Below are 18,380 nucleotides of genomic sequence, written 5' to 3' on the forward strand. Positions count from 1 at the left end.
ATTGATTATGGTGCGGAAATAGTGTTTTCGTGCTGGTATTGATCGATTTCCTCCTGCTGTTGTAATTCCCACATCTGCGCATATGTGCCGCCGCTTGCCAGCAATTGTTGATGCGTGCCGCGTTCGATGATGCGGCCATGATCCATGACCAGAATCTGATCGGCATCGGCAATCGTCGACAACCGGTGCGCAATGGTCAGTGTGGTGCGGTTTTGGGCGATGCGTTTCAGTTCCGCCTGAATGCGTTTCTCCGAATTGGAATCCAGCGCCGATGTTGCTTCGTCAAAAATCAAAATAACCGGATTCTTCAGGATGGTGCGGGCGATGGCGACGCGTTGTTTTTCCCCGCCGGATAGCTTCAAACCGCGCTCGCCCACAATCGTGGCATATTTTTCCGGCAGGCTTTCAATGAAATCATGGATATGAGCAGCGCGAGCGGCAGCAAATACTTCCTCCTGCGTGGCTTCCGGCCGTCCGTATGCGATGTTGTAATAAATACTATCGTTGAACAGCACGGTATCCTGCGGCACGATACCCATCGCGGCGCGCAGGCTTTGCTGAGTCACCGCGCGAATATCCTGATCATTGATTTGAATGCACCCCGATTGCACGTCATAAAAACGGAACAGCAAGCGTGCCAGCGTCGATTTACCGGAACCGCTGTGACCGACGACGGCAATGTTTTGCCCGGCGGGGATATCGAAACTGACATCGAACAGTATCTGACGGTTATTTTCATAGCTGAAATCGACATGATGAAAGCGGATGGTTGCATGACCGGCATCGAGTGTTTGAGCATCCGGTTTGTCCTGAATTTCCTTATTCTCGTCCAATAACGTGAACATGCGTTCCATGTCGGCCAGTGAGTGCTTGATTTCGCGGTAAACAAAACCGAGAAAATGCAGTGGCATGTACAGTTGCAGCATAAAGGCATTGATCAGCACCAAATCGCCCAATGTCATGACGCCGTCGATGACTTGATCAGCCGCCAGCAGCATCAGCAAGGTGACGCCGATTGCGATGATTGCGCTTTGTCCGGCATTCAATGTTGCCAGTGAAGTCTGGTTGCGCACGGCAGCCTTTTCCCACGATTGCAAATGCTCGTCGTAGCGCCGCGCTTCCCAGGCTTCATTGCCGAAATATTTCACTGTTTCGTAATTCAACAAACTGTCGATTGCTTGAGTATTGGCTTTGGAATCCATATTGTTCATGGTACGGCGGAAAATCATGCGCCATTCGGTGACGATCAAAGTCAGTGTGATATAAGACAGCAGCGTCAGGAAAATGATGATGGAAAACCGGATATCGTATTGCTTGATCAGGATGGCCAGCACCAAACCAATCTCCAGCAGCGTCGGCAGGATATTAAACAGCATGAAATTCAGCAAAAAGGAAATGCCGCGCGTGCCGCGTTCTATATCGCGCGAAACACCACCGGTCTGACGTTCCAGATGAAATCGCAACGACAGTGAATGCAAATGGCTGAATACCTTGTTCGCAACCCGCCGGATCGCCCGTTGCGTCACTTTGGCAAAGATGGCGTCACGCAATTCGCCGAATAAAGTGCTGCACAAACGCAAAACGCCATAACCGATCAGTAAAAAAACCGGTAATACCAGTTCCGCGCGTGGCTGGTCCAGAGCATCGACGATTTCCTTCAGAACCAACGGTACCGAGACATTGGCCAGTTTGGCCAGTACCAGCAGGCTGAGCGCCAGGATCACCCGCACTTTGAATTCCCACAAATAGGGTAACAGTGCGGCGATGGTTTTCAGGTTATTGCGCGTGGCGGCAGGTTTCTCAAGACGGGTGGGGCGCATTGGAAGCAATCAACGATGTAGAGTGTGGAAGTAACTGAAAATAAAAGTGTTGTGTAAATTGGGTTTCTTTGCGCTACGGCATTAAGGTAACATAAGTACGGTTACTCTGCTTTTCCGTTGTTGTATTGAGTATGAACAAAGCGCCATTCCGATGAAATTTTAATATGTTGTGCCGCATTCATTATGGAAATTACTTGTTACCGAGATCTTGAAGTCAGCCGGGAAGCGCGTCACTTGTCGGCAAGCACTTACAACCTGGCGATTACCCTATTGTCGCGTTGTCCGACACGGCATTTGTTCGTTCCCATCCGCAGCATGCAGTACATGGCAATCGTCGACCATGAAGAATTTGTGTTCATCGATGGCGAACGTAAATGCTGGGTCGATATCGCATGGCGCGATTTTAACCGGCAGGCGCGCGATGCATTGGATCAGCCGGTTGCGTACGATGCCGTGTATTACCGCGATAACATGGCGGCTGTGATGAAGCGCTTACAAAGTGAATTTCCCGCGGCGTTGCAGATGCTGGTCAATAAAACCGCGCTTGAAGGCCCAGCGCGGATTATTCATTTCCCGGCGAAAAGTTAATCGTCTTCTTTCAACTCGGCATCCCAGCCTTTCGCCTTGGCGCTTGTTATCGCCTCGGAATACAGCCGCATGTGACGCTCACGTAATTCATCCGGCAAGCGGCTGGGTAAATGTGCATAAGGTTCCCATGCAGCATGAACTTTTTCGTACAAAGTCTGCATCTGTGAACCGCTCCAGCCCACACAGGTTTCCGTTTCCGGCAGAATTCCGAACACCCAAGCGTCACGCACGATGCGGCCTAAATGTGTGAGTCCTTCATTTTCATCTTGATTGATACCGGCATATCGCTGATTTGTCATTGCAATAATCTCATAAAAATTTCAATTCACGGAAAGCTGTTTAAAACTTAACAATCGAACCTGATGCTACGACACCGATTCCGGCGCCGGTTCCGATTTTTTGTTGAATCGGTTCAGGATATGATACGACATGCTGTTGGCAAGCTCTTCCTCGGCAAAAAATACCGTACCGATCTGATCTTTACGCAGCAATGCGGTCTCGTCTTCGCTGCGGCTGCGTAACACAATCTCGATATCCGGATTCAATGTGCGCGCGGTATCGATCATTTGCCGCACATTCAGCGGATCCGCCGTGGCAATGACCAGCATAGCAGCATCCTTGATATGCGCTTGGATCAGCACGGAAGGTTCCGTGGCATCGCCGGATACCGCGGTAGTGCCTTTTTTACGCAAATCTTGCACCAGCTCGCGATTTTGCTCCGCAACAATGTAGGGAATATTTTTTTCGTTCAACGCCAGGGCGATACTTTGACCGACATGCCCGTAACCCACCAACACCACCTGACCCTTAAGAAACTTACGTTCCGTACTCATCGGCAGTTCCGCGTAGGGATCGTCGCGATTTTCGTATTTTCGTGCCACAGTGGAATGCTTCAATATCAAGTTTCTGAACGGCGTAACCGCGGCAAATGCAATCGGGTTGAACGCGATGGAAATTAACGCTCCAGCCAACACCAAGCTCATTCCTTCCGCTGGCATCAATCCAAGCGATAAGCCCAATCCGGCGAGAATAAAGGAGAATTCACCAATTTGCCCCAGGCTGGCGGCAACGGTCAGCGAAGTATTGAGCGGATAACGCAAAGTAAGAACTAACAGCATGGCTGCCATCGATTTGCCGACGATAATAATGGCGACTACCGCTAAAACCCGCATCGGTTCTTCGATCAGCACAGCCGGATCAAACAGCATGCCGACGGAGACAAAAAACAGCACGGCAAACGCATCGCGCAACGGCAGGGATTCTTCGGCGGCACGCTGACTGAACTTGGATTCGCGCATGACCATACCGGCAAAGAAAGCGCCCAGTGCAAACGACACATTAAATAGCGCTGCGGCGCCGTAGGCGATACAAATGGCGACTGCGACGACGGCCAGGGTGAACATTTCGCGCGAACCGGTGCGGGCAACTTGCCACAGTAGCCAAGGCAGGAAGCGGCGGCCCACGATTAGCATCAATGCGATAAAAGCGGAAACCAGCAATAATGTGATGCCGATGGTGCGCCATAGCGGATCGGCTGGGCTTCCGCTTTCATTCGTGCCGCCCAGCATAGTCGCAAACGACGGCAACAATACCAGAATCATAACGGTAACCAGATCTTCAACGATCAGCCAGCCGACGGCAATACGGCCGTTCATTGTTTCCAAAAGACCGCGCGATTCGAGTGCTTTGAGCAGCACGACCGTGCTGGCACATGATAGCGACAAACCCAACACCAATCCGGCGCCCAGACTCCAATCCCACCAGGACGCCAAAGCCATGCCCAGACCGGTTGCAACGGCCATTTGCACGATTGCGCCGGGTACTGCGATGCGCTTGACCGACAGTAAGTCATCCAGCGAGAAATGTAATCCGACGCCAAACATCAATAACATGACACCGATTTCCGACAATTGCGAAGCAATCTCGACATCCGCGACAAATCCCGGTGTGGTCGGGCTGATGGCAATCCCAGCCAGGAGGTAACCAACCAGTGCGGGCGTTTTAAGCTTTTCGGCAATGAAACCAAAAATCAAAGCCAAGCCAAAGCCGGCTGCAATCGTCGTGATCAGGGCAACGTTATGTTCCATTCAAATCCCAAGGTTATGGTTTATTGGCTTGAACTTCAGGGTGTTTCAATTGTAACGGTGTCGCCGGGAGTTTTATCCGACAACGCCGGTGTGTTCAAGAATTTTTCAAATTCGATGCGTTCTTCTTCGATCGCTTGCAGGATTTGAAGTTTAAATTCTTCGCGTGAAAATGCTTCTTCCAGCATCAGAAGGAGTTTTTCAACAGTTAAACCAATGGTGATGCCACCAATGATACCACCGATAGCCGCGCCGATGGCTGTGCCGATGCCGGGAATGAACGATCCCAATGCAGCTCCCGTTGCAGCACCGGCCGCGGCACCGCCCAAAGCACTGACCGCTTTACCGGCAGTTACTTTGATCAAGGCTTGCGCACCGAGCTTGATAATGCCTTTTCCGGCCACTTTAGCGGTGATTTTACCGGCAATGGCGCCGGTAATCGCACCGGCGGTGCCGATGCCGCCGGAAATCAGCATGCGGTTTTCCAGATTGACGATTACGCTATGCGCCGGCGGTTCCTTGAGTGCACTTAAGGAAGCGTGCCGTACGACTTCAAGCTGGGAATTATCGAGAAGCTCAACGCGATTCTCGGCCAGAATCTGTTCCACTTTCTGCATGTGTTCGTTGCGTAACTGCTGATTACTCTGCAACACTTCTTCGATGGAAAGTTGTACCGGACCGAATACATTGCCTTTCATGAGATAGTTTTGCAGTTTCTCAGCCATCCAATTTTCCAGCACTCCGGTTGCCAATGCCACAATTCGCTCATATTCGCCCGGCAGGCTGTAATACCAGTCGAGATAGGCATCGACGTTGTCGGTCATTTGCTGAAAACCGGTGCCGGTGGTTTCGCGCAGTTTTCCCAGCGATGCTTCCATCTTGCTGAGGCTATCGAGATAGGCTTGTTCAATCTGAGCGGCGGTTCCAGGTTTATAGTATTCATCACCGATCATTTCCACTTTTTGCACGACAACCTGCCGTGAAGCGTGGATTTCTTCGATAGTCTCGGGGTTCGAGCGCAACCAGGCATCGACATAGACCGTCGATGGCACATAAATAAAGAAAACAAAAAAAGTGGCAAACGCTGAGGTGATTGCCCACGCCCACGGTGAAACGGCAGGCGGTTCATCACTATCTTGCAGTGGTGCAAATACACGGCGGTATTCCGATAGGGGCACCATGAAACTGGAAATCCCCAACGCCACATTATAAAAAAACAGCAAGCTACCGAAGAAAACGGCACCGAGATAAAGCAGGTCGTTCAGTGAATGCAGACTGCCCAGCGCGTAACGCTTCAGGCCTTCGATGAAACCCAGCAGCCGGTTGGTCTCAAGAATCAAGATGCTGTTTGTGGTGCCATCCAGCCGTAGGCTTTCTTGCGCAATGGCTTCCGTTAACGATGCATACTGACGGTTCGCATCACTTTGATCGACAAATAAGACAAAAAATACCGCCATGGTTAATGCGGTCGCCCAGCGCGACCAAGCCAGCGATTTATGCACAGCAATGTAGGGTTTGTATTCACGTGCCGCGATGGGATAGAAAACCGCATAAATGACGGCAAAAACCGGAATAGCGGCAAAGAATACAACCCATTCCTGTTTTTCAGCGGAACCGAGATAAAACAACAGTAAAAAAGCGAAAACAACCGACCACAACAACCACCCGATATACGACAGAATCCGCCGGGTAAAGAACCAGTGCAGCATGCCCAGTTTTTTGAATTGACTGGACAAATAAATTCTTTCAATCGTCACCGCATAAATTGCCGCAACGTAAATCGGCAAACCAAATAACAGGGTCACTAATAAAGCGAACCACAACTGCCGGTCCGGAATCAACCGGCCCAAGAAATACGCAAATGCCAGCCAGCTTGCGGCAAAAGCCAGATAAACGATAAACCTCACAAAACTAAAGCTTTTAAGTGCAGAGAACACCACGTGATTCCTTCATGATTGACAACTGGGGGTAAATGCTTTGCAGCAGGGCGGATTAATAAATTTAAAAGCTGGTTGATAGTAGACTTTATCCGGTCAGGGACTGTCAAGTTGTGATTCGTTGCGTTGAAAAGTTTCTTATTTTAATTCAAAACCAGTTAAATTTTGACCGAACTCTGGACTAACAAATTGTATCTGCTAGTCTAGGCATTTTTATTGAATGCGCGTTGTGAAACACTGGACCACTATCGAACTGCCGATACCGGATTGGCTCAATACTTGGGCTACCGCTATCCCGCGGACTTTTCCTGAAATAAACCAGCGAATGGCGCTGGTTATCGATCTGGCGCGCACCAATGTGCAGCATGGCGGAGGGCCGTTTGCTGCCGCTATTTTTGATCAGCGCACGCATGAGCTTATTGCGCCCGGTGTCAATTGGGTTGTGCCGGGAAAGTCTTCATTGCTGCATGCGGAAGTTATGGCGCTGGCTTTAGCGGAACAATTGCTGGGTAGTTACGAGCTGGCTAGTCACGGTTCGTTTGAACTGGTAACTAGTGTGGAGCCGTGTTGCCAATGTTTGGGCGTATTGTTATGGAGCGGTGTTGCTGCACTTGTCTGCGGTGCGCATTCCGAGGATGCGCAAGCGATCGGTTTTAATGAAGGACCACGCTCGTTGAACTGGGAAGCAGAGTTGCGGAAAAACGGCATTCACGTGACGCGGGAGGTGATGCGTCCTGAGGCAATTAAAGTGTTACAAAGCTATCGCGGGGAAATTTATAACAGTCATTTATGCGCCGGGCAGAACCATTGCGGTTAAATTATGATATTTTTACGTGATTTTACAGACCAGACTTTGCAGCAAAGCGTAATTCCGAACATTCGATATAGATAAAACTGACATGAAACAAAAATTTCTAGCACATTGCCTGTATTGTTTCATTATGTCGGCGACAATGACTGGCTGTGTTTCGGCCACTGTCACTGCAGTGAATCTTGGTTTTTCCGGGGCTTTTGTCGAAGAATGGCTGTATTCATGGGGTATTGCTTTTCCAATCGGCTTTGCGCTTTTGTTGCTGCTTTCACCGGTGTATCGGCGTGTAGTGGAGTCCATGCTGCATTGATCATCGTACTATGATTAATGCAATCGTGTTTTGCCGCATCAAAATCTAATGATTTCCCTTATTTAAAAACAATAGATTCACCAATAGTCATTGTTGTACTCGTTTGGTACGATGCGCGTCCTTTGCTCATTTGCTTGGGATTATTGCGGTCATAAATTTATACTGGGTTCAAATACCAAGTAAAATCTTCTGAAAGTACATTAAAATTAGAGCGCAACCTATTAAAGTGTAATAAGAAGTATCTTTGTGTGTCATACTCATCTTTGTGTGTCATACTCCTTTCTTTAATCGAAAGTAAAGTCTGTCAGTCGTATTCATTAGTTTTACTCCTTATATTTTGCCGGTGTTCTATAAAGTTGAGAACACCGGCTTTTTTATTTTCACTTTTACTTTATTTTGATGTGGTTAGAAGCTATACATCAGCAATTAGTTAATCTAAATACCTGTTTTAATCATGCCGCCAAGTATTTCCGCAAATATTTTGAAGAAAATATTTAAAACAACAATAAATATAATTAATTCCAAAATAATTTTCATTTAAAAAAGAGGATAGTTTGGTTTTTCAAATTTTCGTATCTTGCTTGGACTGCGACACTGTCCAAATCAAATGGATTGCCCATATTGGGCAAATTAGTATACCCAAGGTTCCAATCAAATTTTCAGGTTTCACACTAACTTAATCGAGTATCGCATTTTATGCATCAAGATCGATATTCAGCTATCGAAATGGGTACACAATTCGTTCATTCACTATAATTTTCTGGTCCGGTGGTTTGAGCGAGTTGTGTTTTGATTTCCAGAAATAGCAGGAAAATCCCTCTTTATTCTTGAAATTGAATTCAAGTATCGAGTTAATAATCCTTATTATAGCTTTGGCTATCATTACAAATGTACTGGATCAGACGATACGAATGTCCTAGCAAAAAGGGAATAATTGCTCATAGTTTTAATAAAATAACAAATCTATACTGTATCTTTGAAAGAAGATTAAAGTTTTAGGTATTTAAACTTATTAGTTTTTATTGTAAAAAAGCGGTAATTTTTTCAAGTTTGATGTGCTGACCACTGATTGCGTTGTATTGTTTGTTATCGGAGATAGAAAATGACACGAATTTTAGTAATCACATTGCTGTTGTTCAGTTCGCACGTATCCGCTTTTTCCGTAGAGTGGATTCCTTTGACTACAGCCGAGCGTAATGGAAATCCTTTGAATATCCATGGAAATCCGGTTATTGAATATAGAAATGCCGGAAAAGGCGGGATCGATTGGACGGTTACCGGCGATGGACCGACAGGCGGGCGTGGAATACGGGAATTGTGGTTGTTTGATGACTCAGCCGCTGGCATACCCGGAACCAGTCAAGCAGCCACTTCATTTTCGGTAGCCAGCAATAGTGTCGGTTTCGTTATGGCCGGGGATCATAACGATGGCTTTGCGCAGTTTTTTGTGGATGGCATTGATGTCGGCACCTATGATATGTACCGCGGAGGAAATCGAATTTTAGTGGTTACCGAACTGGATTCCGCCGTACATTCGTTAAGAATTGTGCAACTTGGCCTGCATAATCCCCACTCAACCAAAGGCGATGTCGCTATTTTTGGCGGCGCTGCGTTTAATATGCCTATTTCTCCGGTCCCAGAACCGCAAGTCTATGCCATGTTGTTATCCGGATTGATTTTGCTGGGTTTCATCGCACGATGCAGAAAACAAGCCATTGTATTGCATGCACTGTAAGTCCACACCTTCGGCGAATAGCATGTAGCCATGCCATTACAGATCTCTCAATAGAGTTTTCTTTTTTACTTTACGGTTAAAGGATTGACGGCACTACAGCGCTCGCCAATCCAGCGCCCCTGCGTTTCTGCCGATGCATGCATCGGAGTGCCGCCAACGGTACTGTCGAATTCGGTATTTCCTGAAAAGCTTTCCGGGCTAGTGAAAGTACCTTGTGCCACTCCATTTCCCTTAAAATATTGATTTGAGCAAACGAGCTCCAATTGATAATTGTTACCCTTGCGCGTTGCATTCTGTACTGTGCAACCGGAACGATTCTCATAAAAATATACGGGAATTTCTTGTTTGGCCATTTCCGGGGTGATGCAGATTTTTGCTGCAGCTGCCCCGTTCTCTATTTTGGGCAATTTAAAACCATAGCGACTGGCAAGGTCATGCAATTGCTGCATTTGTTCCGAAGGAATATGAGGCACTAATGCCAACAGATCGGAGCGAGTGGTGATTTCCCATAGCCCTGGACGGATGTGCTGGTGAGCCATGCTGGAAGTAACTATCGTCAGGGAAAAAAAGATTGCAATAATAATTTGATGCATGAATCCTGCGCATTTTCTTTTTAAAATCATTTTGTGGTCTGCAAATTCCAAGTTTTAGTAAGTTTAACTGACTATAGGAAAAATCACCGGAAATTTCTATTGACGTTAAGTCTATGTATCTGATTTAAAGATTAATCACTTGAGTGAATCGTGATATTGATAGCGTTATCCGCACCGGACTGATTCATTAAACTATGTCGGTTTTGGCATTGAATTTATTACTAAATGTAGCTGTGCAAAGCAGGGTATTGAAGCGCGATACTTCGAATCTTGCATCAATGACAGCTCCAGAGATTGGATTCGCCTTGTCTGCGTGGATTATCTTGATACTGCTGGTAAATTTCTGACAATCCATCCCAAATTCTGTGGTTAGGTTAACTGTCTGATTATGTGTGACACCGCACAGAAGGTATCTGATACTGTTGATAAAATTAAGGGCCTTAGAAGGCTAGCTGGCGTGTTGTCAGATAAATCTGATATTATGCTTTAGAATTGAAATGCAAATAATTGATATATAAAAATAATAAATATATAAAATTAGAAAAATTTCTGTGCATGTAATAAATTTACTACATTTATTTTAATCATTAAGATAAGTTTTTTTATAGGAGAAAAATGAATATAACCATCTAATTCTTAATGGATAGAATCGCTTTTTTTCTTATATATCGTCAGAATTATGAGTAATAATTTGAGAAATAGCGGGTGAATCAGGCGCTATTCTGCCTCATTATTCAAAGTAGTGAACATTACTATTCCAAACGGCTTAGTACGCAAAGTCAGTTCAAACAGTCATTAGAAAATAGAGTTGTTATGTCAGCTGAGATTTACGATTGGCTTTGATGATCGGCCCAACTGCAAGTTAATACATCTACTCAAAGGGGAATAATAATGAGCAAAAATCTTTCAAGACTTAAATGCATCACAATTTCATTCACTGGAATGTTGGCTGCTTCGATTCCGGCAGCTGCGGCTGCGGAGTGGTCGATTGTTGGTCTGGGCACTCTTGGCGGAACATACAGTGTTGCGCAAGCGATTAACGATTCCGGTCAAGTGGTGGGCAATGGTAATGGCGTGGATCGTGCTTTCATAACCGGCGCAAATGGCATAGGAATGAGCTATTTGGATACCCTTGGCGGAACCAGAAGTTTTGCTTCGGATATCAATAATGCCGGGCAGGTAGCCGGTTATTCTTTTACGGATACAGGCGATCTGCACGCTTTCATTACCGGACCCAACGGCGTGGGAATGTCTGATTTGGGCACCTTGGGTGGAGATTACAGCATTGCTTATGGCATTAACAATTTTGGGCAGGTAGTCGGAGTTTCTTCCACGGCGGGAAATGCAGCGTATCACGCTTTCATTACCGGTCCGAACGGCGTTGGAATGACCGACCTGGGAACTTTGAGCGGGGATTATAGCGCGGCCTATAGCATTAACGATTCAGGGCAAGTAACGGGTGTCTCTTCCACTTCCGATGCACCCGCTCAGCACGCCTTTATAACCGGTGCAAACGGTATTGGAATGACCGATTTGACTACCCTTAACGGCGCGACAGATAGTATTGGGCGAGCTATTAACAATTCAGGACAGGTCGTTGGATTTTCCGGATTTTATAATGACTTTACCGGTTATCAGCTTGTTGAAGCATTTATCAGCGATGCAGGAAGCTCGAATATTTCCGGTCTAGGCACGCCGATTGACAGCCGTGCGGATGCTATCAATGATATGGGGCAAGTCGTGGGGGGGATAAACAGTTATTGCGACAATTGTATTCGCAGTGCCTTCCTCTATAGCGAAGGTACTATAACTGATCTTTCGTTACTTGCGCCGGTCGTTGAAGCTGGATGGAGTGAGCTTTCGGCTGTCGGCATCAACAATCACGGGCAGATCATCGGCTGGGGGCATTTGGAAGGTGCTCCCGGTGGCGGCTCCCGGGCATTCCTGCTTTCTCCCATCGTTGCAGTACCAGAACCCGCAACTTATGCCATGCTGTTAGCTGGGTTGGGATTGCTAGGTTTCGTGCTGCGCCGCAGACAACAAACCATTTGACCAGCTGGTATTTACCGTGCGCTTTGACGGCTGAATGGTTAAAGCAATCGTGGGTAGTTGAGCGCGGTAGACAGGGGGACTCTCGATCGTGTTCACTTTGCTGTAGCTTTACCATGGCAGTGAAAGGGTAAGATACTGAATAGTGATTTCAGTGTACTTACCCTGCCAGTTAAGCGCATCAGTAGGATACTGTTATTGCAAAGCCTTGCGGATTGTTTCCGCTAATTCCTCAGCGACAAATTTGGCGATATAAGCATCAGCACCAACCGATTTGACGTGTTTTTCATTGGTTTCACCCGTTAATGAAGAATGAATCACGACCGGGATGGATTTGAATCGTTGATCACTCTTGATGTTACGGGTCAGGGTGAAGCCATCCATTTCCGGCATTTCCAGATCGGTCAGGACCAGAGCGACTTTGTCCTGAATCGTCTTACCTTCGCTTGCGGCAGCCTCCGACATGGCTTGAATCCGATTCCAGGCTTCCAGTCCGGTTTTGGTCATGACATAAGGAATATTAAGCGCTTTGAGTTCATTCTCAACCATACTGCGCGCCAATGGCGAATCGTCGGCAGCCAGAATGACTTTTCCATCGGGCAATTTGATCTCGGGGCCGATTTTATCGAGTGACATTTCTGCAATCTGCGCAGGGAGCACATCGCGCAGTATCTGTTCAACATCCAGCACTTGCGCCAGCCGGGAGCTTTCTGTGTTACCGTCGATACGAGCAATACTGGTGACCAATTTGCCGCCTTTGCCTTCTGCTGCGATCACTTGATTCCACTCCAAGCGCACAATTTCGCTGACTTCTTCGACAGCGAAAGCCTGGGTCGAGCGCGCATACTCAGTGACCAGCATGATCGGGAGTCCTTTTCTCGGCGTGCAGCCGACCACTTTAGGTAAATTGATCACGGTAATCACTTGACCGCGAACATTCGCTACACCCATCACATCAGGGGGGGCGTTGGCGATTTCGGTGATGGTGGGCATGACCAGGATTTCACGAATTTTGAATACATTGATACCGAATAATTCCCGTTGACCGTTGTTGGAAGCTTCACCCAGTCTAAACAACAACAGTTCAAACTTATTATTGGTAGTCAAATTGGTGCGTTCGTCAATTTCGTGCAATGCTGTGGTCATAAAATACGCTCCGCAAGTAAAGAATTTGAATCGATAGGCACAGTGTATCGTATCGATTATTAATGGAAGAACGATAGCAACGCTATAAAATGCCCGCTTCTTTGCGTTTTCAGCAAGCACATGAGCTTCCTGCCAATTGAACATAAATCCGTTTTGCTGTAAGGCTGAAAGCGCCACTACAGGGTCCATGAAACATGTCATTACATGGCTGAACTTTATTTCAAGTGGATTATCTGAATTAAGGCCGATTCTCCTTGTTTTCTCATGATTTAATAGAACGCAGGCCCAATAAGACTTAGCGGTAATTTTGCCGGAACCGGCTGTCACGGCACCTATATTCACATCGATTAATGCCGTTCATAGCACGCTGTAGTCACCGATCGTTATCCGGAGAGAAGAATGGATGTATATACGAGCATTCCCAAAGAATCAAAGCACTCGGCGTTAATCAAGGAATTCCGGATACTCTTTCTGAATCTTTATTGCGGTATTCAGTTACTGGCTTTTCGCCGAGGTGCAACCGATCGGATAACCGTTTCTTACGATCAATTTATTCTGCTGCTGGGTTTTTATACGCTGACGGCACTGGCTGTTTCTTACGCAGCTACACCCAATCCTGTTTTCGATCTATCCGGACTCGGTTATTTGGGTGTTAAGTTACTGATTGCACTGGTGGTGGGATATGTTTTTGTGAAATTAACCGGAAACCAAAGCGATTTACTCAGGATTCTGGTCATTACCTATTGCGTTTTGCCAGCGCTGTATTTGATTTCTTTTGCCCTTTTAGCTTATTTGCCAGTGACGGTTCTGGTAGCTGGTTATGTCGCTTTTATCGCGTGGGCCTTAGCGATTTGTTTTTATATCGCGCTGCAATTGCTGGAATGGAACAAACCTAAAGCGGCATTGATTGCCGCGCTGTGGCTGGGCGCTTCGTATCCGTTGGTCAATTTATCGTTCAGCTTTTGGTACGAAGGGTATGACGATGATAATGAGTTGGCCGCGTATTCCACCGGCGCGCTGCATGAAGTCAATCAGGAACATGTGTATTACAGCCAATACCGGCTTCTGAACAACGCCCTGGATCCGATAAAACCCGGTGTTACAGGCGTCAATGATCTTTTCTTTATAGGATTTGGTTCCGATTCCTCTCAGGATGTCTTCATGAAGGAAATTGGACATGTACAGCGTGTCATGGACGAACGCCTGGGTACATCGGGACGATCTGTTGCACTGATAAATAACCTAAAAACGCTGGATACAACACCGTTGGCATCTTCGACAAACCTGAGAATTGCATTAAAGCATATTGGCAGCAAAATGAATCCTGACGAAGACGTGGCGCTGCTCTACTTGACCAGCCACGGATCGATGGATCATGAACTTGCAGTGCAAATGTGGCCGCTTGAGCTGAATAATATCCGCCCGGAAGATATCAGAGCTTATTTGGATGATGCCGATATCCGCTGGCGCATTATTTTGATTTCGGCGTGTTACTCCGGCGGTTTTATCAAAGCGTTGCAGAACGAGTATTCGCTGATTTTTACCGCAGCCGCGCCGGATAAGGCTTCATTCGGCTGTTCAAATGAAAATGAATACACTTATTTTGGCGAAGCGCTGTTTAAAAATCTGGAAGATAAACCTTACCAGTTCGTTGAGCACTTCATTCAGGCGATGGAAAGAATCCGGCAACGTGAGCGCTACGAAAACCTTACGCCATCCGAACCGCAATTATTCATCGGTAATTTGATGAAAGAAAAATTGAAATTGCTGGAGCGGGATATTGTGAGTAGCGCCGCTCCTTAATGGCGGTTGTATGTTTAAAACTTGTAGCCTCGATGGAGCGCCACGATACCTGCGGTTAAATTGAAATACTCCACGCGGTCAAAACCGGCTTGTTCCATCAATTCCTTTAATTCAGGCTGGGAAGGGTGCATGCGGATCGATTCGGCTAAATACCGATAGCTTTCCGCATCGTCGGCGATCACTTTTCCCATGGCCGGAAGTAGCTTGAATGAATAGGTATCATAAGCGGGTTGCAGCGGTTTCCAAACTTTGGAAAATTCCAGCACGATAACCGTTCCGCCCGGCTTGATGACCCGGAGCATCTCTTTGAGCGCGACATCTTTGTGCGTCATATTTCTCAGGCCGAATGCTACGCTGACGCAGTTGAAATAATTATCGGGAAAAGGCAATTTTTCGGCATCGCATTGCGCCACCGGCGTGGGTGTGCCTTCATCGATCATGCGATCGCGGCCGATGGATAACATGGAATTATTAATATCGGTCAGCCAAACTTCACCGGACTTACCTACTTTCTGTAAAAAGAGCGCGCTTAAATCACCGGTGCCTCCTGCAATATCCAACACCTTGTCGCCTTTTTTAACGCCGCTGACTTCAATGGTGAAACGCTTCCATACGCGGTGCAGACCGGCCGACATTAAATCGTTCATCAGGTTATAGCGTTCCGCTACGGAATGAAATACTTCCGCGACTTTGCCGGCTTTTTCTTCTTCTGCAACGGTATTAAAGCCAAAATGGGTAGTTTTTGTCATGACGGGAATTGAATTGTAGAGTGTGATGGCTGAATGATGACCGGTAAAAATTTACTTGCAGGAATGCTGCGTGGCAGTGACCCGGTTTGCGGGTTCACGGCTGGCGCCTGCTTCGTCCATGCGCTGCAGATACCGTTGCCACATTTTATCCTGATTAAGACCGAAGTTATAGAGCAAGTCCCATGAATAAAGCCCGGTATTATGGCCGTCAGTAAAATTAAGCTGTATGGCATAATTACCAACCGGTTCGATTTTGATGATACTGACCATTTTCTTACCGGTTTGCAGCACTTCCTGCCCGGGGCCATGTCCGCTGACTTCGGCAGAGGGCGAATAAACGCGCAAAAACTCACAGGGAAATTGGAAAGTTTTGCCATCGGAGAAAGCGATATCCAGAATTCTGGATTTTTGGTGTAACTTAATTTCAGTCGGATGAGGAGTGTCTTTGGTTAAACCGGCCATGTCGTATTCACTGCATTGGGATTAAAAGCTGATGGGGTGCATTGTAGCAAACTGTACGGAAAAAATTGATCGATACAGGAATTTATATGACGGCAACAATATTGATTGTGGAAGACGAAGCTGCGATACAGGAATTGATCACTTATAATTTGCAGCAAGCCGGTTATGAGACAGTTTGCGCGGATAATGCCGAGAAAGCCATGATGCTGATCACGGCGGCATTGCCGGATCTGATTCTGCTGGATTGGATGCTGCCGGGAATGAGTGGCGTTGAATTCGCCCGGGTGCTGCGGCGTAACGAACGCACACGCTTGATTCCGATCATCATGCTCACCGCACGTACGCAGGAAACCGATAAAGTCGCCGGGTTGGAAATGGGGGCGGACGATTACATCACCAAGCCGTTCTCGCCGCGTGAGCTGGTTGCGCGTATCAATGCCGTGTTGCGCAGACTGATTCCTGAAGCCTCCGACGAAGCGGTTGAAATCGATGGTTTGCGGCTTGAACCGGTGAATCACCGCGTGACGGCCGGAAATCAGGAAATTGAATTGGGACCAACGGAATATCGCTTGCTGCATTTCATGATGACGCATACCGAACGGGTTTATTCACGCAGTCAATTGCTCGACCGTGTGTGGGGCGATCATGTGTTCGTTGAGGAGCGTACCGTCGACGTGCATATCCGCCGGTTGCGCAAAGCGCTACAATTAGCGGGTAAGGATGAATGGATACAAACTGTCCGCGGCGCGGGTTACCGGTTTTCCGCGACAGCCGTGCGGTCAGTCAAGGATTCCGATTCTGACAGTTAAACTTTGATCGCTACGCATGGATACCAGGCCTATTAATTTAAGAAAAAATGCAAAGTTATTATTGTCGACCCATGAAACAGCCAATTCTCAAAACGATCTCAGCCGGAATTTTCTTCACCTAATGACTTTTCTCAGGATTTATTAAGTGTCCGATATCTGGCAGCGTTCCTCTAACATTCTTTTTGTCATCTTCATTACCGCGTTACTCTGGATGATTCTTGGCGCCGCGAATGCTTTGTTTTTCTTCGGCGTCGTCATGTTATGGATGGTGTTTCATCATATCCGTCACATCGTTGCATTGGAGCGCTGGCTGCAACTTTCCGATCATACACCGGCCAGTATTCCGGCGGGCTCCGGCGCCTGGGATGATGTTTTTGCCCATTTGGCGCGTTATGTGCGCCAGCATAGTCAAAGCCAGGAGTTACTCAGCTTGGCGCTGGAGCGCATGCAAAGTGTTACGTCCGCGATGCCTGATGGCATTGTGATTCTGGATGAAAATGACCGGATTGAATGGTGTAATCCGATTGCCGAACAGCATTTGGGGATTAATCTGTCACTGGATGCAGGGCAGCAAATTACCTATCTGGTCAGGCAAATACCGTTTGTGACGTATCTTGCCGCGGGCCAGTTCAGCAATCCTCTGATTCTGAAACAAACGCGCCAGCACGGCATCATCGTTTCGCTGCAATTAGTGCCGTACGGTTATAACCAGAAACTACTGATCAGCCGCGATATTACGCGTTTTGAAAAAATAGAAACGATGCGGCGCGACTTTATCGCCAATGTCTCTCATGAGTTGCGCACGCCGCTGACCGTCATCGGCGGGTTTCTTGAAACCTTATCAGCCGATGAGCAGGTCAATACCGGTTTCAATAAGCGTGCCCTGGCGTTAATGACGGAACAAACATTCCGCATGCAACGGTTGATTGAAGATTTGCTGATTTTGTCGCGACTGGAAAATGAACAGAATAAAGTGAGCGAAAAGACCGTGGATGTCGTGAATTTGCTGCACGCTGTTCTGCAGGACGCTGAATCGCTCAGCGGGGGGCGCCACCAAATCAAATTGAATGTTGCCGCGAAAGATCAATTATTGGGCAGCGAGGAAGAATTGCGCAGCGCATTTGGCAACCTGATCAGCAATGCCATTCGCTACACCCCGGATCGGGGCGAGATTACGATCAATTGGGAGAAACGCAACGGGCAGGGGGTATTCTGGGTGCAAGACAGCGGCATCGGCATCGAACCGGAACACATTCCCCGTTTAACGGAACGCTTTTATCGCGTCGATAGCAGCCGTTCACGGGAAACCGGCGGCACCGGATTGGGACTCGCGATTGTCAAACATGTATTGAACCGGCACGAGGCACGCCTCGAAATTACCAGTCAGGTCGGTAAAGGCAGCCGGTTCACGATCTGGTTTCCCGCCAAACGGCTGGTATCGGCTGATGTGTGATGCTTGCAGTTGATTCTCGCCGGTTTTTTTG

Annotated in this window: 16 protein-coding genes; 8 read left to right on the plus strand and 8 right to left on the minus strand. The window is 47.3% G+C overall.

Going from position 1 to position 18,380, the window contains the following annotated elements:
• Positions 1–5 precede the first annotated feature (5 nt).
• Entirely contained in the window at positions 6–1,820 is a 1,815-nt protein-coding gene (locus R2083_RS06690; RefSeq protein WP_317537948.1) for an ABC transporter ATP-binding protein/permease, read from the minus strand.
• 183 nt (positions 1,821–2,003) lie between these two features.
• Here R2083_RS06690 and R2083_RS06695 point away from each other — a divergent pair, with 183 nt between their 5' ends.
• The gene (locus R2083_RS06695; RefSeq protein WP_317530801.1) at positions 2,004–2,408 is read left to right on the plus strand and encodes a hypothetical protein; all 405 of its coding nucleotides are present in this window, start codon (positions 2,004–2,006) and stop codon (positions 2,406–2,408) included.
• On the opposite strand, the gene R2083_RS06700 is transcribed toward R2083_RS06695, so the two are convergent.
• The 3 genes from R2083_RS06700 to R2083_RS06710 all read right to left on the minus strand — a co-directional run bounded on the left by R2083_RS06700 (position 2,405) and on the right by R2083_RS06710 (position 6,399).
• Complete coding sequence (locus tag R2083_RS06700) at positions 2,405–2,707, minus strand: hypothetical protein (RefSeq protein WP_317530800.1); 303 nt, start codon at positions 2,705–2,707, stop codon at positions 2,405–2,407. The genes R2083_RS06695 and R2083_RS06700 overlap by 4 nt on opposite strands.
• A 66-nt stretch (positions 2,708–2,773) precedes the next feature.
• Positions 2,774–4,495, minus strand: a complete 1,722-nt coding sequence (ybaL, locus tag R2083_RS06705) for a YbaL family putative K(+) efflux transporter (RefSeq protein ID WP_317530799.1) — start codon at positions 4,493–4,495, stop codon at positions 2,774–2,776.
• Positions 4,496–4,530: 35 nt separating this feature from the next.
• Positions 4,531–6,399, minus strand: coding sequence for a hypothetical protein (locus R2083_RS06710; RefSeq protein WP_317530798.1), 1,869 nt, complete (start codon positions 6,397–6,399; stop codon positions 4,531–4,533).
• A gap of 250 nt (positions 6,400–6,649) precedes the next feature.
• Here R2083_RS06710 and R2083_RS06715 point away from each other — a divergent pair, with 250 nt between their 5' ends.
• The 3 genes from R2083_RS06715 to R2083_RS06725 all read left to right on the plus strand — a co-directional run bounded on the left by R2083_RS06715 (position 6,650) and on the right by R2083_RS06725 (position 9,285).
• Complete coding sequence (locus tag R2083_RS06715; protein WP_317537949.1) at positions 6,650–7,246, plus strand: nucleoside deaminase; 597 nt, start codon at positions 6,650–6,652, stop codon at positions 7,244–7,246.
• Between the two features lie 124 nt (positions 7,247–7,370).
• The gene (locus R2083_RS06720) at positions 7,371–7,550 is read left to right on the plus strand and encodes a DUF2798 domain-containing protein (RefSeq protein ID WP_317538983.1); all 180 of its coding nucleotides are present in this window, start codon (positions 7,371–7,373) and stop codon (positions 7,548–7,550) included.
• A gap of 1,102 nt (positions 7,551–8,652) precedes the next feature.
• On the plus strand, positions 8,653–9,285 hold the full coding sequence (locus R2083_RS06725; protein ID WP_317537950.1) for a PEP-CTERM sorting domain-containing protein: 633 nt from the start codon (positions 8,653–8,655) through the stop codon (positions 9,283–9,285).
• 65 nt (positions 9,286–9,350) lie between these two features.
• Here the strand turns inward: R2083_RS06725 and R2083_RS06730 are convergent, their stop codons facing one another.
• The gene (locus R2083_RS06730; protein ID WP_317537951.1) at positions 9,351–9,908 is read right to left on the minus strand and encodes a DUF3617 domain-containing protein; all 558 of its coding nucleotides are present in this window, start codon (positions 9,906–9,908) and stop codon (positions 9,351–9,353) included.
• Positions 9,909–10,769: 861 nt separating this feature from the next.
• Here R2083_RS06730 and R2083_RS06735 point away from each other — a divergent pair.
• Positions 10,770–11,930, plus strand: a complete 1,161-nt coding sequence (locus tag R2083_RS06735; protein ID WP_317537952.1) for a PEP-CTERM sorting domain-containing protein — start codon at positions 10,770–10,772, stop codon at positions 11,928–11,930.
• 192 nt (positions 11,931–12,122) lie between these two features.
• On the opposite strand, the gene R2083_RS06740 is transcribed toward R2083_RS06735, so the two are convergent.
• The gene (locus R2083_RS06740) at positions 12,123–13,073 is read right to left on the minus strand and encodes a chemotaxis protein (protein ID WP_317530793.1); all 951 of its coding nucleotides are present in this window, start codon (positions 13,071–13,073) and stop codon (positions 12,123–12,125) included.
• Between the two features lie 399 nt (positions 13,074–13,472).
• Between R2083_RS06740 and R2083_RS06745 the strand changes: the two genes are divergently transcribed.
• On the plus strand, positions 13,473–14,876 hold the full coding sequence (locus tag R2083_RS06745) for a C13 family peptidase (protein ID WP_317537953.1): 1,404 nt from the start codon (positions 13,473–13,475) through the stop codon (positions 14,874–14,876).
• 14 nt (positions 14,877–14,890) lie between these two features.
• Here R2083_RS06745 and ubiE read toward each other — a convergent pair whose 3' ends face one another.
• On the minus strand, positions 14,891–15,625 hold the full coding sequence (ubiE, locus tag R2083_RS06750; RefSeq protein WP_317530791.1) for a bifunctional demethylmenaquinone methyltransferase/2-methoxy-6-polyprenyl-1,4-benzoquinol methylase UbiE: 735 nt from the start codon (positions 15,623–15,625) through the stop codon (positions 14,891–14,893).
• Between the two features lie 51 nt (positions 15,626–15,676).
• The gene (locus R2083_RS06755) at positions 15,677–16,087 is read right to left on the minus strand and encodes a DUF971 domain-containing protein (protein WP_317530790.1); all 411 of its coding nucleotides are present in this window, start codon (positions 16,085–16,087) and stop codon (positions 15,677–15,679) included.
• A gap of 86 nt (positions 16,088–16,173) precedes the next feature.
• Between R2083_RS06755 and phoB the strand changes: the two genes are divergently transcribed.
• Both phoB and phoR read left to right on the plus strand, forming a co-directional pair.
• A complete protein-coding gene (gene phoB / locus R2083_RS06760; RefSeq protein ID WP_317530789.1) occupies positions 16,174–16,896 on the plus strand; it encodes a phosphate regulon transcriptional regulator PhoB in 723 nt (240 codons plus the stop codon).
• Between the two features lie 145 nt (positions 16,897–17,041).
• A complete protein-coding gene (gene phoR / locus R2083_RS06765) occupies positions 17,042–18,349 on the plus strand; it encodes a phosphate regulon sensor histidine kinase PhoR (protein WP_317537954.1) in 1,308 nt (435 codons plus the stop codon).
• The last annotated feature ends 31 nt before the right edge of the window (positions 18,350–18,380 follow it).

This window comes from Nitrosomonas sp. Is35 (assembly GCF_033063295.1).
GTDB lineage: Bacteria > Pseudomonadota > Gammaproteobacteria > Burkholderiales > Nitrosomonadaceae > Nitrosomonas.

Bases quoted from the DNA above. Each gene is read 5' to 3' on its own strand.
- R2083_RS06720 (WP_317538983.1), top strand. From the start codon at position 7,371: ATGTCGGCGACAATGACTGGCTGTGTTTCGGCCACTGTCACTGCAGTG.
- R2083_RS06730 (WP_317537951.1), bottom strand. From the start codon at position 9,908: ATGATTTTAAAAAGAAAATGCGCAGGATTCATGCATCAAATTATTATT.
- R2083_RS06695 (WP_317530801.1), top strand. From the start codon at position 2,004: ATGGAAATTACTTGTTACCGAGATCTTGAAGTCAGCCGGGAAGCGCGT.
- R2083_RS06715 (WP_317537949.1), top strand. From the start codon at position 6,650: ATGCGCGTTGTGAAACACTGGACCACTATCGAACTGCCGATACCGGAT.
- phoB (WP_317530789.1), top strand. From the start codon at position 16,174: ATGACGGCAACAATATTGATTGTGGAAGACGAAGCTGCGATACAGGAA.
- R2083_RS06735 (WP_317537952.1), top strand. From the start codon at position 10,770: ATGAGCAAAAATCTTTCAAGACTTAAATGCATCACAATTTCATTCACT.
- ubiE (WP_317530791.1), bottom strand. From the start codon at position 15,625: ATGACAAAAACTACCCATTTTGGCTTTAATACCGTTGCAGAAGAAGAA.
- ybaL (WP_317530799.1), bottom strand. From the start codon at position 4,495: ATGGAACATAACGTTGCCCTGATCACGACGATTGCAGCCGGCTTTGGC.
- R2083_RS06755 (WP_317530790.1), bottom strand. From the start codon at position 16,087: ATGGCCGGTTTAACCAAAGACACTCCTCATCCGACTGAAATTAAGTTA.
- R2083_RS06745 (WP_317537953.1), top strand. From the start codon at position 13,473: ATGGATGTATATACGAGCATTCCCAAAGAATCAAAGCACTCGGCGTTA.
- R2083_RS06690 (WP_317537948.1), bottom strand. From the start codon at position 1,820: ATGCGCCCCACCCGTCTTGAGAAACCTGCCGCCACGCGCAATAACCTG.
- R2083_RS06740 (WP_317530793.1), bottom strand. From the start codon at position 13,073: ATGACCACAGCATTGCACGAAATTGACGAACGCACCAATTTGACTACC.
- R2083_RS06700 (WP_317530800.1), bottom strand. From the start codon at position 2,707: ATGACAAATCAGCGATATGCCGGTATCAATCAAGATGAAAATGAAGGA.
- R2083_RS06725 (WP_317537950.1), top strand. From the start codon at position 8,653: ATGACACGAATTTTAGTAATCACATTGCTGTTGTTCAGTTCGCACGTA.